This is a genomic window from Micromonospora haikouensis, from assembly GCF_900091595.1.
Lineage (GTDB): Bacteria > Actinomycetota > Actinomycetes > Mycobacteriales > Micromonosporaceae > Micromonospora > Micromonospora haikouensis.
This window is the reverse complement of sequence record NZ_FMCW01000011.1, coordinates 1-18,030: the sequence shown is the minus strand read 5'-3', so window position 1 is coordinate 18,030 and position 18,030 is coordinate 1. Positions and strand designations below refer to the sequence as shown.

Here is an 18,030-nt window from a genome sequence, read left to right as displayed (position 1 = left end):
CCTTGCACCTACAGCCGCCAGAGCTGGAAGGTGGGGCCGTCGGCGGGGAGGGTCACCGTGCCGTCGGCGTCCGGGCGCAGCGCCGGGGCACCGCCGTAGGCGTTCTCGACGGCCGGCAGGCCGGCGATCCGGACCGGGGTGCCGGCGGCGCGCCGGGCCAGCACCAGCACGCCGCCGGTGGGCGTCTCGCGGAGGAAGACCAGCGTGTCCGCGTCGACGTGCACCCAGCGCAGGCCGCCGTGGCGCAGCGCCGGCTCGGCCCGGCGCAGGGCGATCAGCCTCCGGTACGCGGCGAGCGTGCCGGCGTCCCAGCTGTCCGGCCGGTGCCACGGCATCGGGGTACGCGAGCCCTCCCCGTTAGCCCCGGTCAGCCCCAGCTCGTCCCCGGCGAAGATCACCGGAGTGCCCGGCATGGTGGCGAGCAGCCCGGCGGCCACCTCCTGCCGGGCGGCGTCGCCGACCACGGTGCGGATCCGGGCCGAGTCGTGCGAGCCGAGGAGCTGCCACGAGTGCACGTACGACCGCCAGGAGACCAGCGACCGGTAGGTGTCCAGGGTGGCCCGCACGGCGTGCGCGTCGCGCCGCCGCACCCCGCCGGGGGTGCCGAGGAAGTTCGGCACGGGCTCGTCGCCGTGGCGCAGCCAGGAGGCGTCACGCAGCCCGGAGTCGTGGCGCAGCCAGGACCAGACGGGGTCGGTGAAGCCGACGTAGTTCATCGTGCCGTGCCAGCCGTCGCGGTCCAGGTCGCCGGTGTGGTCGTGGCCGTGCTCGGCGAGCACCAGCCCGTCGGCCCTGGTCTCGGCCACCACCTCGCGCAGCAGCCGCGCCACCTCGTGGGTGTACGCGTCCGCGCCGCGCCGCCCGGTCATGTTCGCCACGTCGACCCGCCACCCGTCGAGCGAGTACGGCGGGCGCAGCCAGCGGCGCAGCAGCGAGTCCTCGGCGGTGGCGAAGCGGCGGCGCAGTTCCGCGCTGCCCCAGTTGAGCTTCGGCAGCGACTTCACCCCGTTCCACGACTCGTAGTCCCCGGTCACGGCGTCGAAGTAGTACAGCTCCCGTTCGGGGGCGGTCACGTCGGAGACGGCGGCGGTGAACCAGTGGTGGGCGTCGCCGGTGTGGTTGCTGGTGATGTCGCCGAGGAGCCGCCAGCCCCGGGCGTGCACCGCGTCGGCGAGCCGGGCCAGCGCGGCGTCGCCGCCGAGCAGCGGGTCGACGGTGTCGAAGCTGGCCGCGTCGTAGCGGTGGTTGGAGCGGGCCGGGAAGATCGGGGTGAGGTAGACGGTGTTGACGCCGAGCCGGTCGAGGTGGTCGAGCCGCTCGGCGATGCCGTCGAGGTCGCCGCCGTAGAACTGGCGGGGGGTCTGCGGGCCGCGCCCGATCACGGGGGTGTCCCAGTCGCAGGGGACGGCCCAGTCCGGGGCGGCCCGGCCGTCGGCGGCGGCGGAGCGGGCGAACCGGTCGGGGAAGACCTGGTAGATCACCGCGTCGCGGGCCCAGGCCGGCGGCGGGGCGTGGGTGACCAGCTTGAAGTCGCCGTGGTCGGGCACGTCGTGGTCGGCGAGGCCGGCGGCGGTGAGCCAGCGGTAGTCGCCACGGGCGTCGGTGAGCAGGAACCGGTAGTTGCTGACCGGGTTGCGTACCTCGACGTCGGCGCGCCACCAGACGTCGGAGCCGGTGCGGCGGTCGACGGTGGCCTCGGCGAAGCGCGGCTCGCCGTCGGGGGTGCTGCGCACGTGCACGGAGCGCACGTCGGCCCCGGCGGGGACCCGGACGAAGACGGGGACGGTCTGCCCGAGGGCGGGTTCCTGCTCGGGGACGTAGGCGGCGGAGCCGTCGTGGTGCGGGCCCGGGGAGACGGTGCGGCCCGGGGCGGCGGTGCGGCGTGGGGACATGGTGCGGCCTTTCGGGTCGGGTCGACGGGGAGTGGGCGGGCACCCGCCGCGGTCGGTCACCCGACCGCGGCGGTCCGCCCGGAAACCGCTCCGGTGTACGTCGACACGACGCCCTTGCCGCAGCGTGAGCCGAGGAGGCTCAGCCCTTGACCGCTCCGGCGGTGAGGCCGGAGACGATGTACCGCTGGAGGAGCTGGAAGACCAGCACGGTGGGGACGGCGGTGAGCAGGGTGCCCGCCGCGAACATCCCGAAGTTGTTGTTGCGCTCGCCGGCGACCAGGCCGAACATGCCGACGGCGAGGGTCTTCGACTCGGTGTCGGTCAGGAACACGTTGGCGATCATGAACTCGTTGATCGTGCCGATGAACGACAGCAGGGCGGTCACCGCCAGGATCGGCGCCACCAGCGGCAGCATGATCCGGAAGAAGACCTGGGCGTGCGACGCGCCGTCCATCGTGGCGGACTCGTCCAGTTCCCGGGGCAGCGTGTCGAAGAAGCCCTTCATCAGCCAGGTGTTCACGCCGAGCGCGCCGCCCATGTAGAGCAGGAACAGGCCCCACGGGGTGTTGAAGCCGATCGCCGGCCACAGGTCGGTGACCGTGGTGAAGATCAGGAAGATCGCCACGATCGCCAGGAACTGCGGGAACATCTGGATCAGCAGCAGGGTGAGCAGCCCGACCCGGCGGCCGGCGAAGCGCATCCGGGAGAACGCGTACGCCGCCAGCGAGGACAGGAAGATGGACACGAAGCTGGCGAGCCCGGCGATCAGCAGCGAGTTGACGAACCAGTGCCCGAACGCAGTGTCGGCGAACAGGTTGGCGAAGTTCTCGCCCGACACCCCGCCGGTCGGCACGAGGGAGGTCGACGAGAGGGTGCCGAGCGGGTTGAGCGCGGCCGAGAGCACGAACAGGATCGGGAAGAGGCTGAACGCCACGGCCAGCACCCCGACGACGTGCCGCCAGCCGACCTGGGCCAGCCAGCGGTTGCGCCGCCGGCCGGCGGCGGTGCGGTCGACGGCCGGGGGGTGCGCGTAGGTGGTCACGAGTAGACCTCCTCCTGCTTGCGGGTGTTGCGGAAGCTGATCGCCGACACCGTCGCCACGATCGCGAAGATGAAGATCGACACCGCCGCCGCCATGCCGAACTCCGCGCCCTGCGCGCCGAAGGCCAGCCGGTACGTGTAGGTGATCAGCAGGTCGGTCGCCCCGTTGCGCGGGTTGTCCGCCGGGAACGGGCCGCCCTCGGTGGTCAGCCAGATCGCGTTGATGTTGTTGAAGTTGTACGCGAACGACGCGATCAGCAGCGGCGACAGCGCGACGAGCAGCAGCGGCAGGGTGACCGCGCGGAACGACTGCCAGGGCGACGCGCCGTCGACGGAGGTGGCCTCGGTCAGCTCCTTGGGGATGGCCTGGAGCGCGCCGGTGGCGACCAGGAACATGTACGGGTAGCCCAGCCAGAGCTGCACCAGCAGCACCGCCACGCGGGCCGACCAGGCCTCGCCGAACCAGTCGACGCCGAGGCCGAACAGGTTGTTGATCAGGCCGAAGTCGGTGTTGAACATGTCCCGCCAGACCAGCAGCATCGCGAACGACGGCATCGCGTACGGCAGGATCAGCAGCACCCGGTAGAGGTTGGTGCCGCGCATCCGGGGCGAGTGCAGGGCCAGCGCGATGGCCATGCCGAGTCCGAAGGTGAACCCGGTGGAGCCGATCGCGAAGGCGAAGTTCCACAGCAGGGTGCCGAAGAACGGTCCGGAGATGTTCGGGTCGGTGAGGACCCGGGAGAAGTTCTCCAGCCCGACGTTGACCTGCCAGCCCTGCGCGAGGCGCTCGCCGTCGGCGGCGACGAACGACCCGGTCGCCGCGTCGGCGGTCCACCGCTTGCTGCTCTCGCTGTCGGTGACGCAGTCGCACCCGGCGTCGTACGCCCGGATGGCCCGGCCCTCGTAGGCGCGGGACAGGCCGGAGGAGCGCAGCGCGCCCCCGGCGGTGGGCACCACCAGGTCGGTGATCTCCTGGCTGCGGGCGCTGGCCTGGCCGAAGTTGAGCACGGTGTAGCCGTCGGCGGCGGTGACCTTGCCGCCGGAGCCGACGGTGACGTCGGCGGCGTCGAGCCGGCGCAGCCCGTCGGCGTCCCCGGCGGAGACGGCGCCGGTGGCCGGGTCGGTGACCAGGAAGACCAGCGCGCCGGTGGCGGGGTCGCCCGCGGTGGCGACCGACAGGGCGTACTCGGTGGAGCCGGGGACCTGCTTCACCGAGGAGCTCTGGATCGCGACGATGGCGTCGTCCTTGCTGCCCCGGTGGCCGTCGCCGAAGTTCGTGAAGGCGGTGCTGGCGGTGTAGAGCACCGGGAAGACCTGGAAGGCGATCAGGAAGAGCGTGCCGGGGACCAGGTACTTGGCGGGGATGTGCCGGGGGGTGAGGTAGAGGTAGAACAGGCCGGCGGTGGTGGCCGCGAGCAGGGCCAGCCCGACCCACTTCTCGGCCTCGACGAGCGGGAAGGCCGCCCAGAGCGCGATCCCGGCCACGAGGCCGAGCAGGATCACCTTGACGACGAGGCCGGTCGCGGTGACCGGCGCGTGGTGCCGCGCGGTGCGGGCGGTGCGCGGGAGCCCGGGGCCGACGGGCCCCCGGCCCGAGGTCCGCGTGGACCCCGGGCCGGACAGCTTCGTGCTCATTACTTGATCTGGCCGGAGATCGTCTTGCCGGCCGCGGTGATCGTCTTGGCCGGGTCGGCGCCGCCGATGATCGCGGCCTCGGCCTTGCCGAACGGGTCCCAGATCGCGGCCATGGCCGGGATCGCGGGGAGCACCTGGCCGTTCTTGCCGGCCTCGGTGAACTTGGCCAGGTCCGGGTCGCTGCCCTTGACCTGGTCGAGCGCGGCGGTCAGGGCCGGCGGGCGCGGCTCGGCGTTGTACAGGGCCACGGCCAGTTCCGGCTTGGTGGTGTAGTTCGCCACGAACTCCTGGGCCAGGGCCTTGTTCTTGCCCTTGGCGGCCACGTAGAACGCCTGGACGCCCACGAACGGCTGCGCCTGGCTGCCGCCGGCGAAGCCGGGGACCGGGGAGATGTCGTAGGAGATGTTGGCCTTCTTGGCGTCGGCGATGGCCCACGGCCCGGAGACCAGGAAGGCGCACTTCTTGCCGGTGAAGGTGGCGATCGAGTTCTCGGGGGTGATGGAACGCTTGAGCGCGCCCTCGCCCTTCTCGCCGAGCTTCGCGATCTTCTGGAACGCGGCGATCGACTCCGGCTTGCCCACGCCCAGGTCCTTCGGGTCGTAGTCGCCGTTGGCGGCGGTGCCGAAGAGGTAGCCGCCGGCCGAGGTGTACAGCGGGTAGATGTGGTAGGCGTCGCCGTTCTGGCCGGACTGGAGGCAGAGGATCTCGCTGGCCTTCTTGTCGGCCTTGAGCTTCTTGCCGGCGGCGACCAGGTCCTCGATCGTCTTCGGGGCCTCCGGGGCCAGCTCGGTGTTGCGGATCAGCGCCAGGTTCTCCATGGCGTACGGCACGCCGTAGAGCTGGCCGTTGAAGGTGACGGCCTTGACGGCGGTCTCGTTGAAGCCGCTCTTCTGGTCGGCGGCGAGCTGCACCGGGTCGATGGCGCCGTTCTGGACCAGGTTGCCGATCCAGTCGTGCGCGCCGACCACGACGTCGGGGCCGCTGCCCTGCTGGGAGGCGGTGACGAAGTTGGTCTGCAGGTCCTTCGAGACAGCCTGGACCTCGACGGTCACGCCGTTCTCCTGGCCGAACTTCTCGGCGAACGGCTTCAGGGCGGCGGTCCGCTTGTCGTCGGCCCAGATCACCAGCTTCCCGCCGGTGGCGCCGGCGGACTCCTTCGCGGCCGGCGCGCTGCTGTCGTCGTCGCTGCCACCGCAGCCGGAGGCGGCCAGCGCCAGGCCGAGGACGGCGACCACACCCGCGGTACGGATGCGCATCGGTACTCCTGTCGTCATGGCGATCCGCCGGGGGAAGGGCGGCCCGCCAGTGGGAACCTCTGTAAGTTCTTTCCAACCGGCGCGGGGATGCTGCGCCGCTGCTCTCGCGTGTTGCCGGGACGTTAGCAAGATGTTGCGGATGATGGAAGGGCTTGCAGAAAGGTACGCAAGAACTTGCCCGTGAGCTAAAGTGCCGCCATGCGCGCTCGACTGTCCGACATCGCCCAACAGGCCGAAGTCAGCGAGGCCACGGTGTCGCGGGTGCTCAACGACCGCCCCGGCGTGGCCCCGGAGACCCGGCAGGCCGTCCTGACCGCCCTCGACGTCCTCGGCTACGAGCGCCCGGCCCGGCTGCGCAAGCGCAGCGCCGGCCTCGTCGGCCTGGTGGTGCCGGAGCTGGACAACCCGATCTTCCCCGCGTTCGCCCAGGTGATCGAGTCGACCCTGGCGCAGAGCGGCTTCACCCCGGTGCTGTGCACCCAGACCCCGGGCGGCGTCACCGAGGACGAGTACGTCGAGATGCTGCTCGACCGCCAGGTCTCCGGGATCGTCTTCGTCTCCGGGCTGCACGCCGACACCGCCGCCAACCACGACCGGTACCGCGCGCTGATCGCCCGGCCGCTGCCCGTCGTCATGATCAACGGGTACGTCCCCGGAATCGCCGCGCCCTTCGTCTCCTGCGACGACCGGGAGGCGACCGAGCTGGCCGTCGCCCACCTGATCGCCCTCGGGCACCGGCGGATCGGGCTGATCACCGGCCCGGACCGGTTCGTCCCCGTGCAGCGCCGGGTGGCCGGCTGGCGGGCCGCCATGGGGCGCCTGGCGGGCCTGCCCGAGGCCGAGCTGGCCGACCTGGCCGAGCTGACCCTGTTCGGCGTGGAGGGCGGCGAGGCCGCCGCGGGGCGGCTGCTGGAGCGCGGGGTGACCGGCGTGGTGTGCGGCTCCGACCTGATGGCCCTCGGCGCGATCCGGGCCGCCCGCCAGCGCGGCCTGTCCGTCCCCGGCGACCTGTCCGTGGTGGGGTACGACGACTCGCCGCTGATGGCCTTCACCGACCCGCCGCTGACGACGATGCGCCAGCCGGTGGCCGCCATGGCGGTGGCCGCCGTCCGGGCCCTGGTCGACGAGATCAACGGGCACGCCGCCCCGCACTCGGAGTATCTGTTCCGGCCCGAGCTGGTGGTGCGCGGCTCCACGGCGGTCGTCCGGCAGCCGGCCGCCCGGCAGCCCGCCGCCGCTCTCGCCAGGAGCGCCGGCTGACCGCCGTCATTTCTTGCGCAAGCCCTGCTTGACTCTTGCAGCCGTGGGGCGGCATTCTGCTCTGACCACCCGGTGGCACACCGCCGTGCCACGCACCCCACGCCGTCCCGCGCCACAGAACGGGGATCGCCACCCATGACCGCCAGCACCCCCACGCCGCTGACCTCCGACGACGACTGGTGGCGCTCCGCGGTCGTCTACCAGGTCTACGTCCGCAGCTTCGCCGACTCCAACGGCGACGGCGTCGGCGACCTCCAGGGCATCCGCGAGCGGCTGCCGTACCTGCGCGACCTCGGGGTCGACGCGCTCTGGCTGACCCCCTTCTACACCTCGCCGATGGTCGACGGCGGCTACGACGTGGCCGACTACCGCGACGTCGACCCGATGTTCGGCACCCTCGCCGACTTCGACGCCATGATCACCGACGCGCACGCGCTCGGCCTGCGGATCATCGTCGACATCGTGCCCAACCACACCTCCAGCGCGCACCCGTGGTTCGTCGCCGCGCTCGCCGCCGCCCCCGGCTCCCCGGAGCGGGCCCGCTACCTGTTCGCCGAGGGCCGGGGCGAGCACGGCGAGCTGCCGCCCAACGACTGGGAGAGCATCTTCGGCGGGCCGGCCTGGACCCGGGTGCCCGACGGCCAGTGGTACCTGCACCTGTTCGACCCGGCCCAGCCCGACCTCAACTGGCGGCACCCCGAGGTCCGCGCCGAGTTCGAAGGCGTGCTGCGCTTCTGGCTCGACCGGGGCGTCGACGGGTTCCGCATCGACGTGGCCCACGGCATGATCAAGGCCGAAGGGCTGCCCGACGTCGGCTTCAACTCGATGACCGGCGGCCGACGCCAGTCCGAGCTGCTCGGCAAGGGCCGGCTGCCGTACTTCGACCAGGACGAGGTGCACGAGATCTACCGGGCCTGGCGGCCGATCCTGGACAGCTACCCCGGCGGCCGGATGGCCGTGGCCGAGGCGTGGGCCGAGACGCCGCAGCGGCTCGCCCGCTACATCGGGCCCGACGAGCTGCACCAGGCGTTCAGCTTCGACTTCCTCGACGCCACCTGGTCGGCCGACTCGTTCCGCAAGGTGATCGACACCGCGCTGGCCGAGGCGACCATCGTCGGCGCGCCGACCACCTGGGTGCTGTCCAACCACGACAAGCAGCGGCACGTCACCCGCTACGGCGACGGCGAGGTCGGCCTCCGCCGGGCCCGCGCCGCCAGCCTGCTGATGCTGGCCCTGCCCGGCTGCGCCTACCTCTACCAGGGCGAGGAGCTGGGCCTGCCGGAGGTGCTCGACCTGCCCGACGAGCTGCGCCAGGACCCGTCGTTCCTGCGCACCGGCGAGAGCCGGGACGGCTGCCGGGTGCCGATCCCGTGGAACGGCGAGCTGGCCCCGTACGGCTTCGGGCCGGCCGGCAGCGAGCTGAGCTGGCTGCCGGTCCCCGCCACCTGGGCCGCCCTCTCGGTCGCCGCCCAGGCCGGCACGCCCGGCTCGACCCTGGAGCTCTACCGCGCGGCGCTGCGGGCCCGGCGCGCCCACCCGGCGCTCGCCCGCGACGCCGACGGCGTGACCTGGCTGGAGACGACCGGCCCCGGCGTGCTGGCGTTCCGCCGCACCGGCGGCGGCGCGGAGCTGACCTGCGTGGTCAACCTCAGCGACGCGCCGGTGCAGATCGACGGGTACGGCCAGCCGGTCGTGGCCAGCGCGGAGCTGACCGGGCAGGGCACCGGGCACGTCCTGCCGGTCGACGCCGCCGCGTGGTTCGAACGGCGCTGAGCCGGGTACAGCCCGCAGTGGACCCCTGGTCGTCCGTCGTGCTCCGCGCCGACGGGCGGCCGGGCAGCCGACCCCTTGTGGTGGGGGGTGAAGGTGGCGCCGGCGCCCCGTGGAGTTCCGCTCCACGGGGCGCCGACGTCCGTCCGGGACGGCACGCGGGGTGTCCCCGATCACCGTCCACCCGGGAAGTTTCAGGGCCCCGGGCGACTTCCTGCATCCAGAAGCGCCAATCGCAGGGACAGGAGCCGGGACAATGGACACCGCATTCGACGCCCTCACCGTCGGCCGCCACACCCTCCGCAACCGGGTGGTCATGGCACCCATGACGCGCAGCCGGGCGGACGGGCCAGGGGCCGTCCCCACGGAGCTGATGGCCACCTACTACGCCCAGCGCGCCGGCGCCGGGCTGATCGTCACCGAAGGCGTGCAGCCCTCGGCGGTCGGCCAGGGCTACCTGAACACCCCCGGCCTGCACACCGCCGACCAGGTCGCCGGCTGGCGGCGGGTGACCGACGCGGTGCACGAGCGGGGCGGCGTGATCTTCGCGCAGCTCATGCACGTCGGGCGGATCGCCCACCCGGACAACACCGCCCACGGCTCGGCCCCGGTCGGCGCGTCCGCCGTGCCGGCGGCCGGGACGATCGTCACCCCCACCGGCCCGCAGGAGTTCCCGACCCCGCAGCCGCTGGACGCCGAGGGCGTCCGGGCCACCGTCGCGGACTTTGTCGCGGCGGCCCGCAACGCCGTCGACGCGGGCTTCGACGGGGTGGAGCTGCACGGGGCGAACGGTTACCTGCTTCACCAGTTCCTCTCCACCAACGCCAACCGGCGCGACGACGGGTACGGCGGCGACCCGACCGGCCGCATCCGGCTCGTCGTCGAGGTGGCCACCGCCGTGGCGGAGGCGATCGGCGCCGACCGGGTCGGGCTGCGGATCTCGCCGGCCAACCCGTACAACGACATCGCCGAGGACGACCACCGCGAGACGTACCTGGCCCTGGTCGACGCGCTGAACCCCCTCGGGCTGGCGTACCTGCACGTGGCCGAGGGGGCGGACACCGAGTTCACGCCCGTGCTGCGCGAGCGGTGGGCCGGGGCGCTGCTGCTCAACCCGTACACCCCGGGGGCCTGGACCGGGCCGGAGGCGCTGAAGCTGGTCGAGCGCGGCGACGCCGACCTGGTCTCGTACGGCGCGCTGTTCCTCGCCAACCCCGACCTGCCCCGGCGGCTGGCCGAGGGCGGTCCGTTCAACAGCCCCGACTACACGACCGCGTACGGCGGCGGGCACGAGGGCTACACCGACTACCCGGCGCTGCCCGACCAGGGCTGACCCGGAACCCGGGCGCGTCCCCGGCCAACGGGGACGCGCCCGCGACCGGCGCGGGCAGAATCGCCGCATGGCGTATCTGTTCCTGGTGCTCGCGATCGCGTCCGAGGTGGTCGGGACGAGCCTGCTCAAGGCGACGCACGGGTTCACCCGGCTGTGGCCGACGCTCGGGCTGGCGGTGGCGTACCTGGCGGCGTTCGGGCTGCTCTCGCTCGCGGTGCGGGAGATCCCGGTCGGCGTCGCGTACGCGATGTGGTCCGGGCTGGGCACGGCGGCGATCGTCGCGGTCGGGGCGGCCTTCCTCGGCGAGCCGCTCAGCGTGACGAAGGTCGTCGGCGTGGCGCTCGTCATCGCCGGGGTGGTCGTGCTCAACCTGGGCGGGACGCACTGAGCGGCGGGCGGGCGGATCCGGCGGGCCGACGGTCAGCGGCTCGGCGGGCGGGCCGGCACGGCGGGGCCGACGGTCAGCTCCCCTTCTCGGTGAGCAGCTTGGCGATGCGGGCGAAGCCGGCCCGCAGCTCGGCCTCGGCGGGCGCGGGGCGGGGCCCGGCCGGCTCCCCGGCCGCCTCCAGCTCCTCGTCGATGACGTCGTCGAAGTCGCCGTAGAGGTCGGACGCCTCGATCCGGGCCGCCTCGTCGGAGGCGGCGATGCGGGCGGCGGCGATCTCGCCACGGATCTCGTCGGGCGACAGGGCGGGCACCAGGGGCTCCACCACGGCCATGAGCTGCTCCTCGGCCACCACCGACTCGGCGAGGGCCAGCGCGTGCGGGCGCTCGTAGGGGCCGCAGACCACCGGCTCCCACTCGTCGGCGTCGTCGAGCGGGCCGAACGTGATGATCCACGGCAGGCCGAGCATCGGCGAGTCGTCCGGCAGGTCCAACGTCACGAGTGCGCCCACGCGCTCATCATGGCCGGTCCTCACATTCACGTGTGAGGCATTTACCCGAATTGACCGATCGGTTGCGCGGGTCACCCCGCCCCGCCGGGCGTGCCCGGGCCGGCGTCGGCGTCGGCCTCGGCGTCGAGGTCGGCCGGCGCCGCCCCCTCGGCCAGGTCCACCACCCGGCCGTACGGGCTGGTCGCGGCCAGCGCCGCGCCGAACAGCACGAGCTGGTTGAGCAGGTAGAGGTAGAGCAGCAGGCCGACCGCGCCCGCCACCACCGTGTACGCCGGGTTCCGCTCGGTGCGCACCACGTAGAACCGCCCGACCGTGTTCAGCAGGGTGATGCCCACCGCCACGGCGAACACCACCGGACGCAGCCGGCGGCGGCTCATCCGCAGCCGGGGCACCGCCACCAGGAGGGCGGCGGCCAGCACCGCGTTGACCAGCACGCTGAGCACGGCGCTGATCACGGTCAGCCCCACCGAGCCGGTGCTGCGCAGCAGGAAGCGCAGCAGCGACTCCAACGCATCCACGGCGGCCACCGACAGGCCGAGCAGGACGAACACCCCCACCAGCACGCCCAGGTCGACCAGCCGGCGCACCACCAGGTTGCCGGGCTGCTGGTTGAGCCCGTACATCAGCCGCTGCGACGAGCGGATCGCCTCCACCCAACCGATCCCGGTGAAGACCAGGATGACCAGGCCCACCACCCCGACGGTGTTGCTGCTCTGCGCGATCTGCGCCGGGTCGAGGAAGGGCAGGTTCTCCTTGAGGAAGCCGGCCGCCGCGTCGCTGACCTCGTCGTTGTCCTCCAGGATCGCCCCGAAGATCGAGTACGCCACCAGGGCCAGCGCGAAGACCGCGAAGAAGCCGTAGTAGGCGATCGCCGCCGCCAGCCGCCCGCCGAGCACCTCCGCGTAGAGGTTGCCGGCCCGCCACAGATGGTCGAAGGTCCGCGACCGGCGGCGCGCCGCGCTCACCCGCCGGTCGATGCCGGCCTCGATCCGCCCGAAGACCTCCACGCCGTCATCCTCGCCGATCCGCCGCCCGCACGGGAGAGCGTCGCCGGCTCAGGACACGCCGAGCAGGAAGTCCCGGCGCGGCTGCCACCGGGTCTGACCGCTGTGCGAGAAGAGCGTGAACGAGTCGACCTCGAACATCGCCGAGAAGTCGGCCAGGTCCTCGTACGCCCGGTCCAGCGCCTCCGGCGCGACGTCCTGCGCCACCGTGACGTGCGGGTGGTAGGGGAAGCGGGTCTCCCGGTGCAGCTCGGGGGCCGAGTTGATGGCGGCGGCGAGCAGCTCGCACTCGCTGATCCCGGCGGCCACCGCCACGAACACCACCTGCGTCACCGGGCGGAACGTGCCGGTGCCCCGCAGGTGCAGGGTGAACGGCAGGTGCGTGGCGGCCACCCCGGCGAGGTGCCGCTCGACCGCCGGCAGCGCCGCCGTCGGGATCTCGGTGGGCCCGAGCAGCGTCACGTGCGCGGGCACCACGAGGGGGTCGCCGGCCTCGACCCGCCGCCGGGTGAGCATGCCGCCCCACGGCTCCGGGATGTCCACCGCGATCCCGATCTGGATGGTGTCGCCGGCCTGCGGCGCCCCGTCCCTGCGATCCACGCTCCGCGCCACCCCTCCGGCCACCGACCCGCCCGTCTCCACCCGTACCCGTCGCGCCGGGCGGTCAGCCGAGGCGGACCGGCGGGAGGAACCCGACCCGCTCGTACGTCTCGTGCAGCGTCGCCGAGGCGACCGCGCGGGCCTTCTCCGCGCCGGCCGCGAGCAGCTTGTCGAGCTGCGCCGGGTCGTCGAGGTAGGCCCGGGTGCGCTCCTGGATCGGCGTGACGAACTCCCGGACCACCTCGCCCAGGTCCTTCTTCAGGTCGCCGTAGCCCCGGCCCGCGTACGCGGCGACCAGGTCGTCGATGCTGCGGCCGGTCAGCGCGGAGTAGATGGTGAGCAGGTTGGACACGCCCGGCTTGGTCTCGCTGTCGAAGACGATCTCCCGGCCGGTGTCGGTGACCGCGGAGCGGATCTTCTTGGCCGAGCGGGCCGGGTCCTCCAGCAGGTCGATGATGCCGCTCGGCGAGGACGACGACTTCGACATCTTGGCCGTCGGGTCCTGCAGGTCGGTGATCTTCGCGGTGTCCTTGACGATGTGCGGCGCGGGCACGACGAACGTCTTGCCGAACTGCGAGTTGAACCGCTGCGCCAGGTCGCGGGACAGCTCCAGGTGCTGGCGCTGGTCCTCGCCCACCGGGACGGCGTGCGCCTGGTAGAGCAGGATGTCGGCGGCCTGGAGGATCGGGTACGTGAACAGGCCGACGCTGGAGCGGTCGCTGCCCTGCTTCTGCGACTTGTCCTTGAACTGGGTCATCCGGCTGGCCTCGCCGAAGCCGGTGATGCAGCCCAGCACCCAGGCCAGCTGCGGGTGCTCGGGCACCTGCGACTGGACGAACAGCGTGCTGCGCTCCGGGTCCAGGCCGACGGCGAAGAGCTGCGCGGCGGCCACCCGGGTGCGCTGCCGCAGCACCTTGGGGTCGTGCCCGGCCGTGATGGCGTGCAGGTCGACCACGCAGTAGAAGGCGTCGTGGGTGTCCTGCAACGCCACCCAGTGCCGCACCGCGCCCAGGTAGTTGCCGAGGTGGAACGAGTCGGCCGTCGGCTGGATGCCGGAGAACACGCGGGGGCGGGCGGGTACGTCGGACATGCCGGCATTCTGTCAGCAACCCCCGGCGTACGTCATGACGGGCCGGCGGGTCGGCTCTCCGCCGCCGCCAGCGGGCCGGTGACCTCGCGTCGCGGCTCGGGCAGGCGCACCACGGAGACCGCGAGCCGGGACACCCGCCGGCCCTCCAGCGCGAGCACCCGCAGCAGCCACCCGCCGGGCGGGTCGTCCGGGTCCCGGTCCCCGCCGTCCGCCGCCGGCGGGGCCACCGGCACCTCGTCCCCCACCACCGGCAGCCGGCCCAGCGCGGCCATCACGTACCCGCTGGCCGTCTCGTAGGGGCCGGCGGCCAGCCGCACGCCGGTGCGCTCGGCGAAGTCGGCGAGGTTGAGCCGGCCGTCGACCACGGTGGGCAGGCCGGTCGGCTCCGGCTCCGGGTCGCCGTCGTGCTCGTCGTGGATCTCGCCGACCAGCTCCTCGATCAGGTCCTCGCAGGTGACGATGCCGGCGGTGCCGCCGTACTCGTCGACCACCACCGCGAGGTGGTGGCCCTCGCGGCGCATCTCGGTCAGCGCGGCCAGCACCCGCTTGCTGCCGGGCAGCCGCTTGACCTCCCGGGCCAGCTCGCCGACGGTGGTGCCCGGGTCGAGGTCGGGGCGCAGCAGCACGTCGCGCAGGTGCACGAAGCCGACCACGTCGTCGTGGGTGCCGTCGACGACCGGGTACCGGCGGTGCGTCTCGGCCCGGACCAGCCGCTCCGCCTCGGCGACGGTCATCCCGACCGACAGGAACACGACCTCGGTGCGGGGCATCATCACCTCGCGGACCAGGCTCGCCCCGGCGGCCAGCACCTCGTCGATGATCCGCCGCTCGTCGGCGTCGAGGACGGTGCTGGCGGCGACCAGGTCGCGCAGCTCGGCCTCGCTGATCCGCTCCCGGCCGGCGGCGGGGCTGGCCCCGAGCAGGTCGGTGACCAGCCGGGTCGCGCCGTCGGCGGCCCGCACCACCAGCCGGGCGACGGCACGGGCCAGGGGGCCCGGTTCGCGTCGGAGCCGCCCCACCGGTCGCCGGCGGAGCCCGGGACCACCCGCTTCCCGCATGACAACTCATCGTAGGGCCCGCAACGGTTCGGCACAGGTCGTCCACCCGGAGTGACGGTGTGCGTATCTGTTCAGTCGTGAAAGATTGTGATGGAATGGCGGTGCAACGACGCGGAGCGCGGCCACAGCCGGCCGCCGTAGGGTGAGCGCGGACGGCCGCGGCGAGGCGCGGCCAGGCAGGAGGACCCCGACGTGAAACTGCTCGTCACCGGCGGCGCCGGCTACATCGGCAGCGTGGTGACCCGGATGCTGCTCGACGCCGGCCACGAGGTGGTCGTCCTCGACGACCTGCGCACCGGGCACCGCGAGGCGCTCGCCCCGGACGCCACCTGGGTCGACGCGCCCATCCACGAGGCGGCCCGGGTGCTCACCCCCGAGGCGGGCTTCGACGGGGTGCTGCACTTCGCCGCCCTCATCGCCGCCGGCGAGTCCATGATCCGCCCGGAGCTGTACTGGCAGAACAACACCGTCGGCTCGCTCGCCCTGATCGACGCCGTCCGGGCCGCCCGGGTCCCCCGGATGGTCTTCTCCTCCACCGCCGCCGTCTACGGCAACCCGACCGAGCTGCCCATCCCGGAGACCGCCGTCAAGGCCCCCACCAACACGTACGGGGCCACCAAGCTGGCCGTGGACATGGCGCTCACCTCCGAGGCGATCGGGCACGACCTGGCCGCCGTGTCCCTGCGCTACTTCAACGTCGCCGGGGCGTACCTGCGCGGCGACGTCGCCATCGGCGAGCGGCACGACCCGGAGACCCACCTCATCCCGATCGCCCTCGACGTCGCCGCCGGCCGGCGGGAGAAGCTGCAGCTCTTCGGCGACGACTACCCCACCGTCGACGGCACCTGCGTGCGCGACTACATCCACGTCGAGGACCTGGCCCGCGCCCACCTGCTGGCGCTCACCGCCGCCGTGCCCGGCCGGCACCGCGTCTACAACCTGGGCAACGGCGCCGGGTTCACCAACCGGCAGGTCGTCGACGTGGTCCGCGAGGTCACCGGCCGGCCGCTGCCGGTCGAGGTGGCCCCGCGCCGCGAGGGCGACCCGGCCGAGCTGGTCGCCTCCTCCGCCCTGGCCCGCGAGGAGCTGGGCTGGACGCCCGAGAAGCCGACCCTGCACGACATGGTCGGCGACGCCTGGGCCTTCTACCGCACGCACATCCTGGAGCGTCCGTGACCGACCCCGCGCACCCCTCGCCCCCGCCGGCCGACGCCGTCGCCCCCGCGCCGGCCGGGGAGGTCGCCTCTCCCGCGCCGGCCGGGGACGTCGCCGACCGGGCCGCCGCCGGCTTCCGCCAGCGCTACGGCGCACCCGCCGCCGGCCGCTGGGCGGCACCCGGGCGGGTCAACCTGATCGGCGAGCACACCGACTACAACGACGGCTTCGTGCTGCCGTTCGCGCTGCCGCTGCGTACCGTCGTCGCCGCCGCCCCCGACGACGGCGACCGCTGGACGGTCTGGTCGGAACTCACCGGCGACCAGGTCGGGTTCGGCGGCGACGAGGTGGCCGCCCCCGGCCGGGTCGCCGGCTGGGCCGCGTACGTCGCCGGGGTGGTGTGGGCGCTGCGCGAGGCCGGCCACCGGGTGCCCGGGGCGCGGCTGGCCGTCGCCTCCGACGTGCCGCTCGGCTCCGGGCTGTCGTCGTCGGCCGCGCTGGAGGCCGCCGTGCTGGCCGCCCTCGTCGACCTCGGCGGGCTGGACCTGCCGGCCGAGGGGCGGCCCCGGCTCGCCCAGCGGGCCGAGAACGCCTACGTCGGCGCGCCCACCGGGATCATGGACCAGTCCGCGGCGATCCGCTGCCGCGCCGGCCACGCCCTCTTCCTCGACTGCCGCACCGAGGCCGTCGAGCACATCCCGTTCGACCTGGCCGCCGCCGGGCTGGCCGTGCTGGTGATCGACAGCCGGGCCCCGCACCGGCACGCCGACGGCGAGTACGCCTCCCGCCGCGCCGCCTGCGAGAAGGCCGCCGGGCTGCTCGGGGTGCCCGCCCTGCGCGACGTGGCCGCCGCCGACCTCGACGACGCCCTCGCCCGGCTCGACGACGACGAGACCCGCCGCCGCGTCCGGCACGTCGTCACCGAGGACCAGCGGGTGCTCGACGCCGTGGCGCTGCTGCGCGCCGGCCGGGTACGCGACATCGGGCCGCTGCTGACCGCCTCCCACGCGTCGATGCGCGACGACTTCGAGATCACCGTGCCGGAGGTCGACACGGCGGTCGAGGCGGCCCTCGCCGCCGGGGCGTACGGGGTCCGGATGACCGGCGGCGGCTTCGGCGGCTGCGTCCTCGCCCTGGTCGACGCCGACCGCGCCGACGCGGTGGCCGACGCCGTCACGACCCGGTACGCCGAGCGCGGCTTCCGCGCCCCCGGCTTCCACCTGGCCACCCCGGCCCCCGGTGCCCACCGCTTGTAAGGAAGGGCCCCTTGTTAACGCATTCTGCCTAGCAAGGGGCCCCTGTTAACAACGCCGGGCGGGCGTCCGCCGGGCACCGGCGGGGGCCGGGAAGAGGCTCAGGCGGCCTCGACGATCATGCCCGCGCCGACGGTGCGGTTGGTGGCCTCGTCGATGATCACGAAACCGCCGGTGGTGCGGTTGCGGCGGTACTCGTCCGCCAGCAGCGGAATCGTCGTGCGCAGCCGCACCCGGCCGATCTCGTTGAGCTTCAGCTCGGTGGCGGTTTCGTCGCGGTGTAGGGAGTTGATGTCGAGGCGGTAGTGCAGGCCCCGCACGATGGCCCGGGCGGAGCGGGTGGTGTGTTTGATGGCGTAGCGGCCGCCGACGGTCAGGGGGCGGGTCTCGTCCATCCAGCAGACCATCGCCTCGATGTCCTGCGCGACCGTGGGGGCGTTGTGGGGGCGGCAGATCATGTCTCCGCGGGAGATGTCGATCTCGTCTTCGAGGCGGACGGTGACCGACATCGGGGGGAACGCCTCCTCGACCGGCCCGTCGGCGGTCTCCACTGCCGCGATGCGCGAGGTGAACCCCGACGGCAGCACCATCACCTCGTCACCGGCCTTCAACACCCCCGAGGCGACCTGACCGGCATACCCCCGGTAGTCCGTCACCGTGGTCGACTGCGGCCGGATCACGTACTGCACCGGGAACCGCACGTCCTGCAGGTTCCGGTCCGAGGCGATGTGCACCCGCTCCAGATGGTGCAGCAACGACGGCCCCTCGTACCACGGCATGTTCTCCG

Annotated in this window: 16 protein-coding genes; 6 read left to right on the top strand and 10 right to left on the bottom strand. The window is 73.4% G+C overall.

The genetic code is table 11. The features are described 5' to 3' along the window. Window positions 1-8: 8 nt before the first annotated feature. The 4 genes from GA0070558_RS12745 to GA0070558_RS12730 form a co-directional block, all read right to left on the bottom strand. Entirely contained in the window at window positions 9-1,892 is a 1,884-nt protein-coding gene (locus GA0070558_RS12745; protein WP_091278979.1) for a glycoside hydrolase family 13 protein, read from the bottom strand. Window positions 1,893-2,031: 139 nt separating this feature from the next. Then, a complete protein-coding gene (locus GA0070558_RS12740) occupies window positions 2,032-2,934 on the bottom strand; it encodes a sugar ABC transporter permease (RefSeq protein WP_077936074.1) in 903 nt (300 codons plus the stop codon). Continuing rightward, window positions 2,931-4,568, bottom strand: a complete 1,638-nt coding sequence (locus GA0070558_RS12735; protein ID WP_091278976.1) for an ABC transporter permease subunit — start codon at window positions 4,566-4,568, stop codon at window positions 2,931-2,933. Before GA0070558_RS12735 ends, GA0070558_RS12740 begins: the two co-directional genes overlap by 4 nt. Further along, on the bottom strand, window positions 4,568-5,824 hold the full coding sequence (locus GA0070558_RS12730) for a sugar ABC transporter substrate-binding protein (protein WP_091278973.1): 1,257 nt from the start codon (window positions 5,822-5,824) through the stop codon (window positions 4,568-4,570). The genes GA0070558_RS12735 and GA0070558_RS12730 overlap by 1 nt, the downstream gene beginning before the upstream one ends. 198 nt (window positions 5,825-6,022) lie before the next feature. Here GA0070558_RS12730 and GA0070558_RS12725 point away from each other — a divergent pair, with 198 nt between their 5' ends. From GA0070558_RS12725 to GA0070558_RS12710, 4 genes are all read left to right on the top strand, one after another. Continuing rightward, window positions 6,023-7,084: a LacI family DNA-binding transcriptional regulator gene (locus tag GA0070558_RS12725; RefSeq protein ID WP_077936072.1), complete on the top strand. Its 1,062-nt coding sequence runs from the start codon at window positions 6,023-6,025 to the stop codon at window positions 7,082-7,084. A 135-nt stretch (window positions 7,085-7,219) separates the two neighbouring features. Beyond that, window positions 7,220-8,857, top strand: a complete 1,638-nt coding sequence (locus GA0070558_RS12720; protein WP_091278970.1) for a glycoside hydrolase family 13 protein — start codon at window positions 7,220-7,222, stop codon at window positions 8,855-8,857. 253 nt (window positions 8,858-9,110) lie between these two features. Next, entirely contained in the window at window positions 9,111-10,187 is a 1,077-nt protein-coding gene (locus tag GA0070558_RS12715) for an alkene reductase (protein ID WP_091278966.1), read from the top strand. A 67-nt stretch (window positions 10,188-10,254) separates the two neighbouring features. Then, a complete protein-coding gene (locus GA0070558_RS12710) occupies window positions 10,255-10,575 on the top strand; it encodes a DMT family transporter (protein WP_077936069.1) in 321 nt (106 codons plus the stop codon). A gap of 73 nt (window positions 10,576-10,648) precedes the next feature. On the opposite strand, the gene GA0070558_RS12705 is transcribed toward GA0070558_RS12710, so the two are convergent. From GA0070558_RS12705 to GA0070558_RS12685, 5 genes are all read right to left on the bottom strand, one after another. After that, window positions 10,649-11,083, bottom strand: a complete 435-nt coding sequence (locus GA0070558_RS12705; protein ID WP_077936068.1) for a hypothetical protein — start codon at window positions 11,081-11,083, stop codon at window positions 10,649-10,651. Window positions 11,084-11,154: 71 nt separating this feature from the next. Beyond that, complete coding sequence (locus GA0070558_RS12700) at window positions 11,155-12,090, bottom strand: YhjD/YihY/BrkB family envelope integrity protein (RefSeq protein ID WP_091278963.1); 936 nt, start codon at window positions 12,088-12,090, stop codon at window positions 11,155-11,157. Window positions 12,091-12,138: 48 nt separating this feature from the next. Further along, window positions 12,139-12,729: a 2'-5' RNA ligase family protein gene (locus tag GA0070558_RS12695; RefSeq protein WP_077936066.1), complete on the bottom strand. Its 591-nt coding sequence runs from the start codon at window positions 12,727-12,729 to the stop codon at window positions 12,139-12,141. Between the two features lie 22 nt (window positions 12,730-12,751). Next, window positions 12,752-13,777 (bottom strand): tryptophan--tRNA ligase, encoded by a 1,026-nt coding sequence (gene trpS / locus GA0070558_RS12690; protein ID WP_091278959.1) that lies wholly within the window; start codon window positions 13,775-13,777, stop codon window positions 12,752-12,754. A gap of 32 nt (window positions 13,778-13,809) precedes the next feature. Further along, window positions 13,810-14,835, bottom strand: coding sequence for a hemolysin family protein (locus tag GA0070558_RS12685; RefSeq protein WP_091278956.1), 1,026 nt, complete (start codon window positions 14,833-14,835; stop codon window positions 13,810-13,812). Between the two features lie 192 nt (window positions 14,836-15,027). On the opposite strand from GA0070558_RS12685, the gene galE reads away from it, so the two are divergent. Both galE and galK read left to right on the top strand, forming a co-directional pair. Continuing rightward, on the top strand, window positions 15,028-16,011 hold the full coding sequence (galE, locus tag GA0070558_RS12680; RefSeq protein ID WP_091278952.1) for a UDP-glucose 4-epimerase GalE: 984 nt from the start codon (window positions 15,028-15,030) through the stop codon (window positions 16,009-16,011). Further along, window positions 16,008-17,246: a galactokinase gene (gene galK / locus GA0070558_RS12675; RefSeq protein ID WP_176734201.1), complete on the top strand. Its 1,239-nt coding sequence runs from the start codon at window positions 16,008-16,010 to the stop codon at window positions 17,244-17,246. Before galE ends, galK begins: the two co-directional genes overlap by 4 nt. A gap of 98 nt (window positions 17,247-17,344) precedes the next feature. On the opposite strand, the gene GA0070558_RS12670 is transcribed toward galK, so the two are convergent. Further along, window positions 17,345-18,030, bottom strand: a 686-nt coding sequence (locus GA0070558_RS12670) for an elongation factor 1-alpha C-terminal domain-related protein (protein WP_439709592.1), incomplete at its 5' end; no start/stop codon positions are given.